Annotated in this window: 15 protein-coding genes and 1 rRNA gene; 5 read left to right on the top strand and 11 right to left on the bottom strand. The window is 71.5% G+C overall.

All coding sequences use genetic code 11. The features are described from left to right. Positions 1 to 129: 129 nt before the first annotated feature. Entirely contained in the window at positions 130 to 852 is a 723-nt protein-coding gene (locus tag ACWCYO_RS25600) for a phosphatase PAP2 family protein (protein ID WP_449785511.1), read from the top strand. A gap of 25 nt (positions 853 to 877) precedes the next feature. Here the strand turns inward: ACWCYO_RS25600 and ACWCYO_RS25595 are convergent, their stop codons facing one another. After that, positions 878 to 1072 (bottom strand): hypothetical protein, encoded by a 195-nt coding sequence (locus ACWCYO_RS25595; protein ID WP_270151503.1) that lies wholly within the window; start codon positions 1070 to 1072, stop codon positions 878 to 880. Between the two features lie 161 nt (positions 1073 to 1233). On the opposite strand from ACWCYO_RS25595, the gene ACWCYO_RS25590 reads away from it, so the two are divergent. Both ACWCYO_RS25590 and ACWCYO_RS25585 read left to right on the top strand, forming a co-directional pair. Beyond that, positions 1234 to 2133, top strand: coding sequence for a hypothetical protein (locus ACWCYO_RS25590; protein WP_270145073.1), 900 nt, complete (start codon positions 1234 to 1236; stop codon positions 2131 to 2133). Between the two features lie 193 nt (positions 2134 to 2326). Further along, entirely contained in the window at positions 2327 to 2515 is a 189-nt protein-coding gene (locus tag ACWCYO_RS25585) for a hypothetical protein (protein WP_405000664.1), read from the top strand. A gap of 35 nt (positions 2516 to 2550) precedes the next feature. On the opposite strand, the gene ACWCYO_RS25580 is transcribed toward ACWCYO_RS25585, so the two are convergent. Beyond that, positions 2551 to 2928, bottom strand: a complete 378-nt coding sequence (locus ACWCYO_RS25580) for a metal-sensitive transcriptional regulator (protein ID WP_270145075.1) — start codon at positions 2926 to 2928, stop codon at positions 2551 to 2553. A gap of 359 nt (positions 2929 to 3287) precedes the next feature. Between ACWCYO_RS25580 and ACWCYO_RS25575 the strand changes: the two genes are divergently transcribed. Both ACWCYO_RS25575 and ACWCYO_RS25570 read left to right on the top strand, forming a co-directional pair. Next, positions 3288 to 3908, top strand: coding sequence for a DUF47 domain-containing protein (locus tag ACWCYO_RS25575; protein ID WP_030059626.1), 621 nt, complete (start codon positions 3288 to 3290; stop codon positions 3906 to 3908). Positions 3909 to 3913: 5 nt separating this feature from the next. Further along, complete coding sequence (locus ACWCYO_RS25570) at positions 3914 to 4909, top strand: inorganic phosphate transporter (protein WP_270145078.1); 996 nt, start codon at positions 3914 to 3916, stop codon at positions 4907 to 4909. A 230-nt stretch (positions 4910 to 5139) separates the two neighbouring features. Here ACWCYO_RS25570 and pstB read toward each other — a convergent pair whose 3' ends face one another. The 9 genes from pstB to rrf all read right to left on the bottom strand — a co-directional run. After that, the gene (gene pstB, locus ACWCYO_RS25565) at positions 5140 to 5916 is read right to left on the bottom strand and encodes a phosphate ABC transporter ATP-binding protein PstB (protein WP_270145081.1); all 777 of its coding nucleotides are present in this window, start codon (positions 5914 to 5916) and stop codon (positions 5140 to 5142) included. A 43-nt stretch (positions 5917 to 5959) separates the two neighbouring features. Next, the gene (gene pstA / locus ACWCYO_RS25560) at positions 5960 to 6985 is read right to left on the bottom strand and encodes a phosphate ABC transporter permease PstA (protein WP_270151088.1); all 1026 of its coding nucleotides are present in this window, start codon (positions 6983 to 6985) and stop codon (positions 5960 to 5962) included. Between the two features lie 127 nt (positions 6986 to 7112). Then, the gene (pstC, locus tag ACWCYO_RS25555; RefSeq protein ID WP_270145083.1) at positions 7113 to 8090 is read right to left on the bottom strand and encodes a phosphate ABC transporter permease subunit PstC; all 978 of its coding nucleotides are present in this window, start codon (positions 8088 to 8090) and stop codon (positions 7113 to 7115) included. 150 nt (positions 8091 to 8240) lie between these two features. After that, entirely contained in the window at positions 8241 to 9377 is a 1137-nt protein-coding gene (gene pstS / locus ACWCYO_RS25550; RefSeq protein WP_270145085.1) for a phosphate ABC transporter substrate-binding protein PstS, read from the bottom strand. A 257-nt stretch (positions 9378 to 9634) separates the two neighbouring features. After that, positions 9635 to 10066, bottom strand: coding sequence for an NUDIX hydrolase (locus tag ACWCYO_RS25545; protein ID WP_405000816.1), 432 nt, complete (start codon positions 10064 to 10066; stop codon positions 9635 to 9637). A 103-nt stretch (positions 10067 to 10169) separates the two neighbouring features. Beyond that, positions 10170 to 11294: a CHAD domain-containing protein gene (locus tag ACWCYO_RS25540; protein WP_270145087.1), complete on the bottom strand. Its 1125-nt coding sequence runs from the start codon at positions 11292 to 11294 to the stop codon at positions 10170 to 10172. A gap of 124 nt (positions 11295 to 11418) precedes the next feature. Then, entirely contained in the window at positions 11419 to 13596 is a 2178-nt protein-coding gene (locus ACWCYO_RS25535; RefSeq protein ID WP_270145089.1) for an RNA degradosome polyphosphate kinase, read from the bottom strand. 382 nt (positions 13597 to 13978) lie between these two features. After that, positions 13979 to 14953 carry a mycothiol synthase gene (mshD, locus tag ACWCYO_RS25530; protein ID WP_449785510.1) on the bottom strand — a complete coding sequence of 325 codons (975 nt, stop codon included), beginning with the start codon at positions 14951 to 14953 and terminating at the stop codon, positions 13979 to 13981. 72 nt (positions 14954 to 15025) lie between these two features. Further along, positions 15026 to 15112, bottom strand: a 5S ribosomal RNA gene (gene rrf / locus ACWCYO_RS25525); the annotation flags it as partial.

The following is a 15112-nucleotide window of genomic DNA, read 5'->3' as shown; positions in this document are numbered from 1 at the left end:
AACCCCGCGTTTCCGTGGAACGCTGTGTCCCGGCGATGACGTTGGGTCCGATGGCCCCTCGTCAGCTTTCCGCGCCGGGCGGGCCCGGCGGAAAACGAACAGGTGCAGCGGACCAGAAGGAGGTGCGGCGTGTCGACGCCGCTTGCCGACACGACCAACCCCGACCTCGGCCTGCTCTACGCCGTCAACGGCCTGGCCAAGCGCTCCCCGCAGTGGCTGGACCACCTGGTCTCGTGGATCGGCGAGTACGGCATCCTGATCGGCCTCGCGATGCTCGGGCTGGTGGGCTGGCTGCAGGCCAGGCGCCGCCCGGACGCGCCGGTGGCGATCGCCGGGCTGCTCTGGGTGCCGCTCTCGGTGGCCGTCGCCGAGCTGGCCAACCTGCCGATCGCCGCGATCGTGGACCGGCCGCGGCCCTTCGTCGACCACCCCGGGCTGCTGGTGCTGGTGGACGGCAAGGCCGGCACCCACTCCTTCGTCAGCGACCACTCGACCATGACGATGGCCGTCGCGGTCTCGCTGTTCCTGGTGAACCGGAAGCTGGGCTGGATCGCCGGGGGCCTGGCCCTGCTGCAGGGCTTCTGCCGGATGTTCATGGGCGTCCACTACCCGACCGACGTGATCGGCGGCTTCGCCCTCGCCGTCGCCGTGGTGCTGCTGCTGGCGCCGATCGCGATGGCGGTGCTGGTCCCGTTCTGCCACGCGCTGAGCCGGACGGCGGTCGCCCCGCTGATCCGGGCGCCGGAGCGCGGCGGTACGGCGGCCCGCGGCACCGTCCCGCGCGGCCGTCGACGCGGGCGGGGCGCGGTGCACTCCGAGGAGCAGCCGCCGGAGTCGGACCTGGCGGCCTGACCGGCCGGACCGCCCGACCCGGGTCCTAGGGCGCCGCGTCGCCGCCGTACTCGGCGACGTGGTCGGCCGCCTCGCGGCGGGCCAGGTCGCGGGAGCGGCGGGCGGCGGAGTACCAGCCGCAGCTGCAGGTCGCGAAGGCGAAGGACCCGCGTTCGCTGATCTCGGCGCGGTGCTCGGGCATCGGGGTGGTGCCGGGGACGGTCGGCAGCTCACTGTGCACGTGGTTCACCGTAACGCGCCGGACGGCCGGTGCGCGACGCCCCGGCTCCGCCGGCGCCCGTAACCCTTCGCGGTTCAACTCGTTTGCCCGGAAAGAGCTCTGCCCACCCGGGGGTGTCCGGTGGGGCAGTCGGGCCCGAGGGGGTTGTCGCGAGGATGAAGATGACCGACCAGCAGCGAACCGGGCGGCCAGCGCGCCGTCCGGGGCCGCACCTGCGCTCGGCGGCCGGGGCCGCCCTGTTCGCCGCCGCCCTGGCCGCGGGAGCCGCCGGTTGCTCGGGCCACTCCGGCGGCGGCTCCGCCGACCAGCAGTCGGCCGTCCCCGACCAGCTGGCCGCCGACCCGCTGAAGGCGGTGCGCGACGCCGCCGACATCACCGGCCGCACCGGCTCCGCGCACGCCGCCACCGAACTGGTCACCGAGTCCGCCGACAAGAAGGCCTCCTTCAGCGGGAGCGGCGGCTACGACTACGTGAAGCGGATCGGCCGGCTGGAGGTCCAGGTGCCGCCGGGCGCGGCGACCACCGGGAAGATCGTCGAGGTGGTCCTGCCGGGCACCGTCTACCTGCAGAACAGCGGGGCCAAGGTGCCCGCGGGCAAGTGGGTCAAGCTGGACGTGCGCCAGCTGCCGGACGGCAACCTGGTGAGCAGCGGCGCCACCGACCCGGCCTCGGCGGCGGGCGCGCTGCGCGGGGTGCAGAAGGCCGAGCTGGTCGGCACCGAGACCGTGGACGGCACCCCGCTGCACCACTACCGGGGCACCCTGGACCTGGCCAAGGCGGCCGACGCCACCGGTGGCCGGGGCGGGGACGGCCTGCGGATGGGCGGGCAGACCTTCACCGTCAAGGAGGTCCCGTACGACGCCTGGCTGGACGACCAGGGCCGGCTGCACAAGGTGGTCGAGGTGTTCACCTTCGCCGGGGTGGCGGGGTCGAAGGAGGCCAAGGACCAGGTGAAGGTCACCTCGACCACCTCGCTGTCGGACTACGGCAAGCCGGTCGAGGCGGCCGAGCCGGCGGCCTCGGACATCTACCAGATGAAGCCCTCGGAGAGCCCGAAGTAGCCCTCGGCAGTGCTCCGGCGCCGGGGCGAGACGGGGCGCCGCCGGGGCGGGTGGCCGTGCGGGGAGCGACGGCCACCCGTTTCGGCGGCGCCGAGATGGCCCGTCCGTGCCATGTGGACGGGCCCCGGAGTGCCTAGGCTGGACGTCGGGTGGCTGCCGCCCGGGCTGGCGAGGCACTGAAGGGGTGGTGCAGGTGGTGTCGTCCACGGGCGGCCGCAGCGGTGGCCACGACGACGCGGCCCTCGACGAGATCGAGCTGGCCGGCGAGCTGATGATCGCCGCGACGGCCAGCGCCGGTGACCGGCTGCCGACCGAACGGATCGACGAGGTGCTGCTGGACCGGGTGGACCCGGCCCGGACCGAGCGGGAGGGCGACGGCTGACGGTCGCCCCGGGGCGCGCCGTGCGGCGGGCGGGTTCAGCTGCGCAGCAGTCGGCCGATCGCGGCCGAGGCCTCCGCCACCTTCGCGTCCAGCTCCACGCCGCCCTGTTCGGCGGCCGCGGCGACGCAGTGCCGCAGGTGCTCCTCGAGGAGGGACAGCGCGAAGGACTGCAGGGCCTTGGTGCTGGCCGAGACCTGGGTGAGCACGTCGATGCAGTAGACGTCCTCGTCGACCATCCGCTGGAGGCCGCGGATCTGGCCCTCGATCCGGCGCAGCCGCTTGAGGTGGGCGTCCTTCTGCGCGCTGTAGCCGTGCGGGCCGTGCCCGTTCCCGTGCGCGGCGGCGGGGGTGCCGGCGTGCGGGTCGGTCCCGGGCCCGTCGTCCGGCTCGGTGCGCGCTTGCGTCGTGGTCATCGGCCCGCCTTCGTCTGAGTGCCTGGTGGCTGCGTCGGCCACCAGTGTCCAACACCCGGGCCTTCCGCGGTGTTCCGACGGCACACCCGGCATGTGCCGAAGGGCCTGGTGGGGGTCGCGGCGGGGTTCACCCGTCTGAGCGGCGCCCCAGTCCCGTGCACGCAGGACGGGGGCGTTCGGGGCGAGGTTCCGTCAGACTGGGGAATCACGTCCGCACATGGCCGTGCGGTCCGGGTCGGCCGGTTCGGCAGCCGAACGGAAGGGGAGGTTCCGCCTCCTTGCTCACCACCCCGTTTGCGCGATCGCGCTCGGTTGCACCTAGCATCGTTCAGTCCCTACCCCGCACATCGGAGATTTCCGTGCGTTTTAGCCTGACCCCGAAGGAGACGAGTTTCTACGACATGTTCGCCGCGGCCGCGGAGAACCTCGTCGTCGGATCGAAGCTCCTGCTGGAACTGCTGGGATCAGACGTGTCGGCCCGCGCGGAGATCGTCGAGCGCATGCGCGCCGCCGAGCACGCCGGGGACGACACCACCCATGCCGTCTTCCACCAGCTGAACTCCTCCTTCATCACGCCCTTCGACCGCGAGGACATCTACAGCCTCGCCTCGTCGCTGGACGACATCATGGACTTCATGGAGGAGGCGGTCGACCTGGTCGTCCTCTACGACATCCAGACCCTGCCGAAGGGCATCGAGCAGCAGATCGAGGTGCTGGCGCGCGCCGCGGAACTCACCGCCGAGGCGATGCCGAACCTGCGCAGCATGTCCAACCTCACCGAGTACTGGATCGAGGTCAACCGGCTGGAGAACCAGGCCGACCAGATCCACCGCAAGCTGCTCGCCCACCTGTTCTCCGGCCAGTACGACGCCATCGAGGTGCTCAAGCTCAAGCAGGTCGTGGACGTCCTTGAGGAGGCGGCGGACGCGTTCGAGCACGTCGCCAACACGGTGGAGACCATCGCCGTCAAGGAGTCCTGACCCTCGTGGACATGGCTGCACTCATCGCCGTCATCGGCGTTGCGTTCTTCTTCACGTACACCAACGGCTTCCACGACTCGGCGAACGCGATCGCCACGTCGGTCTCCACCCGGGCGCTGACCCCCAAGGCCGCGCTCGCGATGGCCGCGGTGATGAACCTGGCCGGTGCCTTCCTGGGCAGCGGGGTGGCGCACACCGTCTCCAAGGGGATCATCGAGACCCCCAGCGGCAACCAGGGGATGGCGATCCTGTTCGCCGCCCTGGTCGGCGCGATCGCCTGGAACCTGGTCACCTGGTACTTCGGTCTGCCGTCCTCCTCCTCGCACGCGCTGTTCGGCGGCATGGTGGGCGCGGCGCTGGCCGGCGGGATCGACGTGATCTGGAGCGGGGTGATCGACAAGATCGTGATCCCGATGGTCGTCTCGCCGGTGGTCGGCCTGATCGGCGGCTTCCTGGTGATGCTGGCGATCCTGTGGATCTTCCGCCGGGCCAACCCGCACCGCGCCAAGCGCAACTTCCGGGTCGCCCAGACCGCCTCGGCCGCCGCGATGGCGCTGGCGCACGGCCTGCAGGACGCCCAGAAGACCATGGGCATCGTCGTGATGGCGCTCACCATCTCCGGCCACCAGACCACCGGCGACATCCCGGTCTGGGTGAAGATCTCCTGCGCGACCATGCTCTCGCTGGGCACCTACGCGGGCGGCTGGCGGATCATGCGGACACTCGGCCGCAAGATCATCGAGCTGGACCCGCCGCAGGGCTTCGCGGCCGAGGCCACCTCCTCGGCGGTCATGTACATCACGTCGTTCGTCTTCAAGGCGCCGATCTCCACCACCCACGTGATCACCGCGGCGATCATGGGCGCGGGGGCCACCAAGCGGATCCGCGCGGTGCGCTGGGGCGTCGCGAAGAACATCGTGCTCGGCTGGTTCATCACGATGCCGGCGGCCGCCATCGTCGCAGCGCTGGTGTACTGGTTCGTCCACCTGTTCTGGGGCTGAGCCCCGGACGGCCCCGCCCCGAGCCGAAGGGCCGCGCCGGTGCCGAAAGGGAGAAGCGACAAGCGAGGCACGAGCGCCGGAGCGCCGACCGTCGGCACCGGACCCGAAGCGTCCCGGAGGCGAGCGGGCGAAAACACAGCAGGGCCCGCCCCCACATCTCGGGGGCGGGCCCTTCTTCATGCCCCGCGGCGGCACCGCCATGCAGCACCGCGGGACAGCTGGGGTCCGGCTCAGCCGAAGCGGCCGGAGATGTAGTCCTCGGTCGCCTGCACCGACGGGTTGGAGAAGATCCGCTGGGTGTCGTCCAGCTCGATCAGCTTGCCCGGCTGGCCGACGCCGGCCAGGTTGAAGAAGGCGGTGCGGTCGCTGACGCGGGCCGCCTGCTGCATGTTGTGGGTCACGATGACGATGGTGAACTGCGACTTCAGCTCGCCGATCAGGTCCTCGATGGCGAGGGTGGAGATCGGGTCGAGCGCGGAGCAGGGCTCGTCCATCAGCAGGACCTGCGGCTCGACCGCGATGGCGCGGGCGATGCACAGGCGCTGCTGCTGACCGCCGGAGAGGCCGGCCCCCGGCTTGTTCAGCCGGTTGTGGACCTCCTTCCAGAGGTTGGCGCCCTTCAGCGAGCGCTCCACCACGTCGTCCAGGACGGACTTCTTCTTCACGCCGGCGAGCTTGAGCCCGGCGACCACGTTGTCGTAGATCGACATGGTCGGGAACGGGTTCGGGCGCTGGAAGACCATGCCGATGGAGCGGCGCACGGCGACCGGGTCGACGTTGGAGGCGTACAGGTTCTCGTCGTCCAGGAGGACCTTGCCCTCGACCCGGGCGCCGGGGATCACCTCGTGCATCCGGTTGAGGGTGCGCAGGAAGGTGGACTTGCCGCAGCCGGAGGGGCCGATGAAGGCGGTCACCGAGCGGGGTTCGATGCTCATCGAGATGTCCTCGATGGCCTTGGTGGTGCCGTAGTAGGCCGACAGTCCGCTGACGTCGATGCGCTTGGCCATGATCGTTGCTTCTCTCGTCTGTCTTCGTGCGTCAGTCGGTCGCTCAGTGTCCGCCCTTGGGCGAGCGCCAGCGTGCGATGCCCCGGGCGATGAGGTTGAGCCCCATCACGAAGGCGATCAGCACCAGCGCGGCGCCCCAGGCGCGGGCGTAGCCGAAGTCGTTGTTGACCACCGAGTACTGTTGCCAGATGTACATCGGCAGGGACTGCTGCGGTCCGTCGAACGGGTTGCTGTTGATGTAGTCGGCGCCGAACACCAGCATCATCACCGGGGCGGTCTCGCCCGTGATGCGGGCGACCGCGAGCATCACGCCGGTGGTGATGCCGCCGATGGCGGTGGGGAGGACGATCCGCAGGATGGTCTTCCACTTCGGCACGCCGAGGGCGTACGAGGCCTCGCGCAGCTCGTTCGGGACGAGCTTGAGCATCTCCTCGGTGGAGCGGACCACGACCGGGATCATCAGGATCGCCAGCGCGAGGCTGCCCGAGAAGCCGGAGTAGCTGAAGCCCAGCGCGAGGTTCCACAGCGAGAGGATGAACAGACCGGCGACGATCGACGGGACGCCCGTCATGACGTCGACGAAGAAGGTGACGGCCTTGGCGAGCCGGCCGCGACCGTACTCGACCAGGTAGACGGCGGTCAGCAGGCCCAGCGGGGCGGCCATCAGGGTGGCCAGGGCGACCTGCTGGAGGGTGCCGAGCAGCGCGTGGTAGATGCCGCCGCCGGGGCCGGACTGGATCACGCCCTTCATCGAGTGGCTCAGGAAGTTCCCGTTCACCACGCCGATGCCCTGCTGGATCGTGTAGACGGTCAGCGAGACCAGCGGCACGACGGCGAGGATGAAGGCGACCCAGACCACCGAGGTGGCGAACCGGTCCTTGGCCTGGCGCCGGCCCTCGACCCGGGCCGAGATCAGGTAGCCGCCCACCAGGAACAGCAGGGCCGAGATCAGTCCCCACTGCAGGTGGCTCCGCAGGCCGGCCGCGGCGCCGATCCCGCAGCCGACCGCGATCGAGCCGGCGGCGACGACGGCCGGGGTCCACCGGGGCAGCCGGTTGGCGGTCAGCATCGGACCGACCTGCGGCCGGGCGTCCTCGGGGACGGTGGTGAGGGTGCTCACGCGGCCTTCCTCGCTTCGCTCGTCAGGGCGCATTCGCACAACTCGCACCTCTCGATGGTTCGCTCGCTTCGCTCGCTCACGCGTTGGCCCCCGAGTACTCCTTGCGGCGGGCGATGATCAGTCGCGCGGCACCGTTCACCAGCAGGGTGATGACGAACAGGACGAGGCCGGAGGCCATCAACGCGTCGCGGCCGTTGTTGCCGGCCTCGGCGAACTTCAGCGCGATGTTCTGCGCGAAGGTGCCGCCGCCCGCGTCCAGGATGTGCAGCGACAGCACGCTGTTGGCGGAGAGCACCACGGCGACCGCGATGGTCTCGCCGAGCGCCCGGCCGAGGCCGAGCATGGACGCCGAGATGATGCCGGGGCGGCCGAACGGCAGCACCGCGGTGCGGATCATCTCCCAGCGGGTCGCGCCGAGCGCGAGCGCCGCCTCCTCGTGCATCCGCGGCACCTGGCGGAACACCTCGCGGGAGACCGCGGTGATGATCGGCAGGATCATGATCGCCAGCAGGATGCCGACGGTGAACAGGTTGCGCGGGGTGCCGGTCCTGGTCTGGTCGAAGAGGTACGTCCAGCCCAGGTACTGGTTGAGCCAGCTGGTCAGCCCGTCCATGTGCGGGACGAGGAACAGCGCGCCCCAGAGGCCGTAGACGATGCTGGGGACGGCGGCGAGCAGGTCGACCAGGTAGGCGAACGGCTGGGCGATCCGCCGCGGCGCGTAGTGCGAGATGAACAGCGCGATCCCGATGGCCACGGGGACGGCGATCACCATCGCGATGAGGGCGCTGACGATCGTCCCGAAGGCCAGGACGGCGATGCCGAAGACCGGCTTCGGGGCGTCCGGCGTCCACTCGAAGGTGGTGAGGAAGTTGCCGTTGTCGTTGCTGAGCGCCATGCCCGAGCGCCAGGCCAGGAAGCCGGCGATCGCGGCCATGATGACCAGCAGCAGGACGCCCGCACCGCGGGCGAGGTTCATGAAGATCTTGTCGCCGACCCGGCTGTCGCGCGGTCGGCGTTCCCTGCCTCGCGGGGCGGCAGGGGAGGATGAAGTCATTGGTCTACTCCGGTCTGGTGGCGCCGCCCCGGAAGGGGGACGGCACCATGGCGGCGGTGCCCCGGACGTTGGTGCTGGATGGTGGTGCTCCGGTGGGACGGCCCCTGCCCCCCTCGCTCACGGGGCCGTCCCACCGGGGGTCCTGTCGGGTCAGGCCAGGGCGCCGACGGCGGTCTTGACCTTGTCGCCGATCGCGGCCGGCATCGGGACGTAGCCCTTGTCGCCGATCGACTTCTGGGCGGCGTCGCTGATGGTGTAGTTGAAGAAGGACTTGAGGGTGTCCAGGGTCTCGGCCTTGTTGCCCTTGTCGCAGGCGATCTCGTAGGTCACCAGGACGATCGGGTAGGCGTTGTCGGCCTTGGTGCCGTAGTCCAGGGAGAGGGCGAGGTCGCCGTCGGTGCCGGACACGGTGGAGGAGGCGATGGTGTTCGCCGCGTTGGCGGCGGTCGCCTCGACCGGCTGAGCGGCGCCGGTGGCGATCTTGGCGCTCTTCAGGTTGTTGGTCTGGGCGTAGGACAGCTCGGCGTAGCCGATCGAGTTCTTGACCTGCTTGATCTGGGCGGAGACGCCGGCGCTGCCGTTCGCGGACTGGCCGCCCTTGCCCTTCCACGCCTTGCTCGGCTCGGCGCTCCAGGCGCCGCCGGAGGTCTTGGCGAAGTAGGAGGTCAGGTTGAAGGTGGTGCCGGAGTCGTCCGACCGGTGGAAGGTCTGGATCTCGGCGTCCGGCAGCTTGGCGCCCGGGTTCAGGGCGGCGATGGCCGGGTCGTTCCACTTGGTGATCTGCGAGTCGAAGATCTTGGCGGCGGTCGGGCCGTCCAGGACCAGGTTGTCGACGTTGTCGACGTTGTAGACCAGCGAGACCAGGCCGGCCACCATCGGCAGGTCGATCGCCTTGCCACCGGTGCAGACGGCCTTGGAGGCGTCGACGTCGGCGGCCTTCAGGGCGAAGTCGGAGCCGGCGAAGGCGACCTTGCCCTGGTTGAACTGCTGGACGCCGGCACCGGAGCCGCCGCCGCTGTAGTTGACCGTGGTGCCGGAGCAGGCGGCGCCGAAGTTGGTCTTCCACACGTCGATCGCCGGGGCCTGCGCGGTGGAACCGGCGCCGAGCAGCGTGCCGGCCTTGCCACAGTTGACCGCGGCACCGGCCGCGGAGGAGCCGCTGGAGCCGCCGGACGCCGTGGTGGTGTTGTTGTTGTCCGACCCGCAGGCCGCGAGCGACAGCGAGCTGACGAGCGCCATGGCACCGATGGCGAGGGCCTTGGAGCGGCCGTTCCGCTGGAGCTTCACAGGGGTGTCCCTTTCTGTGGCATTGCCCGTCGCGCGGGCCGTACGGATACGGCCGGGCGCGGGTTTTGCTGTGGTCCGGGGCCCGTTCGGCCCTCCGGTGGTCCCGAAGTTAGGCCGGGTAGGTGACGCGTCAGCCGGTCGCAAGTGAACGGGGAGTGAACCTCGAACGGATGACAGGAAACTACGTCACGTAGTAACGGTTGCGTCACGGCGAGGGCGCAGGGAGATCACTTCCGCCGTTCCTCCACCCGCGGCTCCTACCTCGTCCGTACGGGCTTCGCTCCCAGGATCACCAGCAGGGCGTCGACCAGCAACCGGTCGCGGTCGTGGGTCAGCCGCGCCCGGGCCTTGCCCGCCGGCAGCCACTCCAGCCGGTCGACCTCGCGGTTCGGCCGGAAGGCCCCGCCGGTCGGCACCGCCGCCCAGTACCGGACCTCCTTCGGACGGCCCTGCGCCAGGTAGTGCTGGGCGGGCAGCTCCGGGCCGAGCAGGCAGTGGAAGCCGGTCTCCTCCCGCACCTCGCGCAGCGCCGCCTCGACCACCCCCTCACCCGGGTCGAGCTTCCCCTTCGGCAGGCTCCAGTCGTCGTACTTCGGCCGGTGGATCACCGCGACCCGCGGCCGGCCCAGCCGGCCGCTCGGCTTCGGCTTCCCGGGCAGCCAGAGCACCGCGCCCGCCGCCAGCACCACCGGGGGACGGCCCGGGCCGGTCGCGGCCGGCCCGGTCGCGGCTGCGGCTGACCCGGTCGCGGTCGCGTCCGCTGCCGGCCCGGTGGTCAGGCGATCGTGCAATTCAGGCCGTCCGTGGTGCGGGGGAATGCCCCCAGCCCTCGGCAGGGGGAATCTCCAGCCAGCCGTCCAGGCCTGGCGGGAGTTCGGGCCACCGGCGGCCGAAGGCGTACCGTGCCGCCTCCACCTCCAGTCGCTGATCAGCATGCACCACGCCCAGCACGTAGGCGGTCGCGGGGGTGATCCGCGGGGTGCGCGCCGCGGTGGCCGCGGTGACCGCGGCGTCCGCCGCCTCCTGGTGCCGGCCCAGCACCGCGTCCAGCTCGTCCAGCTCGGAGGACGGGCGGCCGCACACCTCCAGCGCGTACCGGGCCCGCTTCACCAGGATCCGCAGCCGGGACCAGGGCGCGTCGTCGGCCGCCAGCGCGGTGTCGGCGTCCGCCGACCCGACCCGCGCGACGGGCCCCCGCTCCCCGGGGGCGGGCAGGGGAGAGGGCACCGCGCCCAGCCGGCGCAGCCCGTCCCCGCCGTACGGCGTCGCGGCCCGCTGCAGCGGCAACTGCTGGGCGCTCGTGGACAGCGCGGTGAACGCGGCCGCCGCCTGCGGCAGCAGCACCGCCGACGCCCGGCCGCCCGCCGCCTCCAGCAGCGGCGCCTCGCCGACCAGCAGGGTCATCCGGTCCGCCAGCGCGTGCAGCCGGGCCGAGCGGAGTTCCTGCAGCACGGTGGAGTGCGCCCTGGTCCGGGCCAGGGTCAGCTGCCGGTCCAGCAGCGCCCGCGCCTTGGGGGCGCCCGCGTGCCCGGCCAGCATGCCCGTCCCCTCCGGACCGGTGCCGCTCAGCGAGTCCACCGCGCCCAGCAACCGGGCCGAACGCCGGACGTAACCGGGCTCCAGCGCCAGCAGGTTGAGCAGCCAGCGCAGTTCGGTGCGCGACTCCTGCGCCCAGGTCTGCTCGAAGACGGCGCCGAAGGTGTGCAGCAGCCCGCCGATCCGGCGCACCGTCCGCAGCAGGTCGGCGGTGCCGCTCGACGGGACGGCCGCCGCCGAGCCCGGTCTGGCGCCGACCTCGCCCACCGCGAGCGGCAGGGCGCGCAGGAACGCCCCGGCCTGGGCGGTGAGATGGCGGGAAAGGATGTCCCCGGCGGTCGCTGTGGAGGCCGCCTGGGCCGTCATCGGCGCATCGGTCATGGCGTGGTTGATCCCCGTTCCCCCGGGGCCCTTCCCCGGGGCTGGTGGCCGACCGCCGGAGCGGGCGGGTCCCCTCGGGGCCCGGGGGCCCCGCCCGCTCCGGCGGCTCGCAGCAGTGGACGCGTCAACGCGGGGTGGCGGCCCGGCGGCGCTGGCGCGAGTCGATCAGCAGGTCCTGGAGGTGCCGCAACGGCCGGCCCTCGGAGTCCTGCGGGTGACGGGCCCAGACGCCGTCCGGCCCCAGGTGCCAGGACTCGGTCTCGTCCGACACCCCGAGGTCGATCAGCCCGGACAGCTCCGCGCGGTGCGCCGGATCGGTGATCCGCATCAGGGCCTCGATCCGGCGGTCCAGGTTGCGGTGCATCATGTCGGCGCTGCCGATCCACACCTCGGGATCGCCGTTGTTGCCGAACACGAAGATCCGGGAGTGCTCCAGGAAGCGCCCCAGGATGCTGCGCACCCGGATGTTCTCGCTCAGCCCCGGCACCCCCGGCCGGATCGCGCAGATCCCGCGCACCCAGACGTCCACCGGCACCCCGGCCTGCGAGGCCCGGTAGAGCGCGTCGATCACGACCTCGTCGACGATCGAGTTGACCTTGATCTTCACGTACGCGGGCCGGCCCGCCCGGTGGTGGGCGATCTCGTTGTGGATCCGCGAGACCAGCCCGTCGCGCAGGCCGCGCGGGGCGGTCAGCAGCCGGCGGTAGGACTCGCGGCGCGAGTAACCGGACAGCCGGTTGAACAGGTCGGAGAGGTCCGCGCCGACCTGCGGGTCGGAGGTGAGCAGGCCGATGTCCTCGTACAGCCGGGCCGTCTTCGGGTGGTAGTTGCCGGTGCCGACGTGCGAGTAGCGGCGCAGGGTGTCGCCCTCCTGGCGGACCACCAGCGACAGCTTGCAGTGGGTCTTCAGCCCGACCAGGCCGTAGACCACGTGGCAGCCGGCCTCCTCCAGCTTGCGGGCCCACTTGATGTTGGCCTGCTCGTCGAAGCGCGCCTTGATCTCGACCAGGACCAGCACCTGCTTGCCGGACTCGGCCGCGTCGATCAGCGCGTCCACGATCGGCGAGTCACCGGAGGTGCGGTACAGCGTCTGCTTGATCGCCAGCACGTCCGGGTCGGCCGCGGCCTGCTCCAGGAAGGCCTGCACCGAGGTGGAGAAGCTGTCGTACGGGTGGTGCAGCAGGACGTCGCGCTCGCGCATCGCCGCGAAGATGTCCGGCTGGGAGGCGGACTCGACGTCGGTCAGCCCGCGGGCCGTACCGGCCACGAACTTCGGGTACCTGAGCTCCGGGCGGTCCAGCTCGGCGATCCCGAACAGCCCGGTCAGGTCCAGCGGCCCGGGCAGCGGGAAGACCTCCGCCTCGGTGATGTTCAGCTCCCGCACCAGCAGGTCCAGGATGTAGGGGTCGATCGACTCCTCGACCTCCAGCCGGACCGGCGGGCCGAAGCGCCGCCGCATCAGCTCCTTCTCCAGGGCCTTGAGGATGTTCTCGGTGTCGTCCTCCTCCACCTCCAGGTCCTCGTTGCGGGTGACCCGGAAGGCGTGGTGGGCCAGCACCTCCATCCCCGGGAAGAGCTCCTCCAGGTGCGCGCCCATGACGTCCTCCAGCGGGACGTACCGCTGGGGGGAGGCCTCCAGGAAACGGGCCAGCGACTGCGGCACCTTCACCCGCGCGAAGTGCTTGTGGCCGGACACCGGGTTGCGGACCACCACGGCCAGGTTGAGCGAGAGCCCCGATATGTACGGGAAGGGGTGCGCCGGGTCGACGGCAAGCGGGGTCAGCACGGGGAAGATCTTCTGCCGGAACAGGGTGTGCAGCCGGGCCTGCTCCTTCTCGGCCAGCTCCGGCCAGCGGACCACCTCGATGCCCTCGGCGGCGAGGTCCGGCAGCACCTCCTGCTGGAACGCGGCGGCGTGCCGGGCCATCAGCTCGCGCGAGCGGGTCCAGATCAGGTCCAGCACCTCGCGCGGCTGCAGACCCGATGCGCTGCGCTGGGCGACGCCGGTGGCGATCCGGCGCTTGAGACCGGCCACCCGGACCATGAAGAACTCGTCCAGGTTGCTGGCGAAGATCGCCAGGAACTTCGCCCGCTCCAGCAGCGGGATCCCCGGGTCCTCGGCCAGCTCCAGGACCCGCTCGTTGAACGCCAGCCAGCTCCGCTCCCGGTCCAGGAAGCGGCCCTGCGGCAGTGCTTCGAACTCCTGCTCGTCCGTGGCCGGCAGCTCCGGCGGGATGCCCAGCGCACCGGACATCCTGGCCGGGGGCGCCAGCGGGGCAGGGACGGGGCGGGGGATGCTCATGGGTTCCAGCTCCTCCAGCAGGACGGCGTCCGGACGCGGATGGCTCTGCGGGCCGTCGTCCTCGCCCCGGGTCGCCCCCGGAGACAGCGCCCACCCACCGGGCGCGGTCCGTACAGGACCGGCCGACGAATGGCGGTCGACTCTGCACGAGCGAGACACTACGGACTTCATCCTGTGATCTTCGCGGCAGCAATTGAATCCACGGTAAACACCGCATGGCCGGGAGGAAAGCTGAGTCGGTCGGAGCAAGGGGCGGTGCCGTTCTCCGCCCCCGCCCGCGACCGCTCCGTTACGGCTGGGCCTTCCCGGCCTGGATTTCCGGTTCGGGTTCGAGTGTGGGTTCGGGCTCGGGTTCGAGTCGGGTTCGGGTGTGGGCCCGGGTCTAGGCGGGTGCCTGGGTCGGCCGGTCCGCCTGGTACCGGGCGCGGTACATGAGGTCCACCTCGTGAATGGTGAATCCCAATCGCTCGTATACCCGCACGGCGGCCGGATTGTCGGCGTCGACGTAAAGGAGGACCGTCGCCAGTCCGCGCTCGCCGGCACCTGACCCGGTCAGGTGCCGCAGGCCCGCCGCGGTCAGCGCGCGGCCCAGACCGCTGCCCTGCTCCGCCGGGTCCACCCCGACCACGTACACCTCGCCGAGCTCCGGCTCGGTGGCGGTGGCAGGGTGCACCTTGGTCCAGTGGAAGCCGACCATCTTGCCGCCCCGGGTGGCGAGGAAGAAGCCGGCCGGGTCGAACCAGGGCTCGGCGATCCGCTCGGCCAGGTCCTGCTCGGTCCAGGAGCCCTGCTCCGGGTGGTGGGCGAACGCCAGGGCGTTCAGCCGCAGCCACTCGGCGTCGTCCTCCCCCGGGCGGAAGGTCCGGAGCTCGACGCCCTCGGGAACGGGCACCGCCTCGGTCTGCGGACCGGTACGACGCATCTGCCGCAGCTCGCGGACCAGCTCGGCGCCGTACGCCCCGGCCAGGTGCCGGGCCGCCGGGTGACCACCGTGCACCCAGAAGTCCACCGCGTCCCGCCCGGCCTGGTGGGCCTGGGCCAGTACGGCGTCGACCAGCGGACGGGCCAGGCCGCGGCCACGGGCGGCCGGGTCGATCACCAGCTCGGCGGCGGGGTTGGCGCTCGGAGTCTCCGGAACCTCGAGCTGGCCGTAGCCGACGACGGACCCGCTCTCGCTCCCGATGAAGTGGGTGACACCCGGGCGGGGCGTCTCGGCGTTCCGCAGCCGGAGCCGGCCCTGCTCGGACACGGCGGCCCGGCCGTCGACCGCCTGGGCCTCCGCCAGAACACGCAGGGCGCCGTCGCGCTCCTCGGGGCGGAGCACATTGCTCGCAATGACCGCTGTCTGATCGTCCATGCACTGACGATACGTCAACGAAATGCGAAAAGCCCCTGATCCTTTTCGGATCAGGGGCTTTTCTGAAGAATTGTTCGGCGGCGTCCTACTCTCCCACAGGGTCCCCCCTGCAGTACCATCGGCGCTGTGAGGCTTAGCTTCCGGGTTCGGAATGTAACC

Source organism: Kitasatospora sp. NPDC001683 (genome assembly GCF_053596495.1).
The sequence above is the reverse complement of the archived record's forward strand: the minus strand, read 5'-3'. Positions and strand labels throughout refer to the sequence as shown.

Coding starts and splice junctions, on each gene's coding strand:
- ACWCYO_RS25590 (WP_270145073.1), top strand. CDS start 1,234: ATGACCGACCAGCAGCGAACCGGGCGGCCAGCGCGCCGTCCGGGGCCG.
- ACWCYO_RS25580 (WP_270145075.1), bottom strand. CDS start 2,928: ATGACCACGACGCAAGCGCGCACCGAGCCGGACGACGGGCCCGGGACC.
- pstB (WP_270145081.1), bottom strand. CDS start 5,916: ATGGCCAAGCGCATCGACGTCAGCGGACTGTCGGCCTACTACGGCACC.
- pstA (WP_270151088.1), bottom strand. CDS start 6,985: ATGCTGACCGCCAACCGGCTGCCCCGGTGGACCCCGGCCGTCGTCGCC.
- pstC (WP_270145083.1), bottom strand. CDS start 8,090: ATGACTTCATCCTCCCCTGCCGCCCCGCGAGGCAGGGAACGCCGACCG.
- ACWCYO_RS25540 (WP_270145087.1), bottom strand. CDS start 11,294: ATGACCGATGCGCCGATGACGGCCCAGGCGGCCTCCACAGCGACCGCC.
- ACWCYO_RS25535 (WP_270145089.1), bottom strand. CDS start 13,596: ATGAGCATCCCCCGCCCCGTCCCTGCCCCGCTGGCGCCCCCGGCCAGG.
- mshD (WP_449785510.1), bottom strand. CDS start 14,953: ATGGACGATCAGACAGCGGTCATTGCGAGCAATGTGCTCCGCCCCGAG.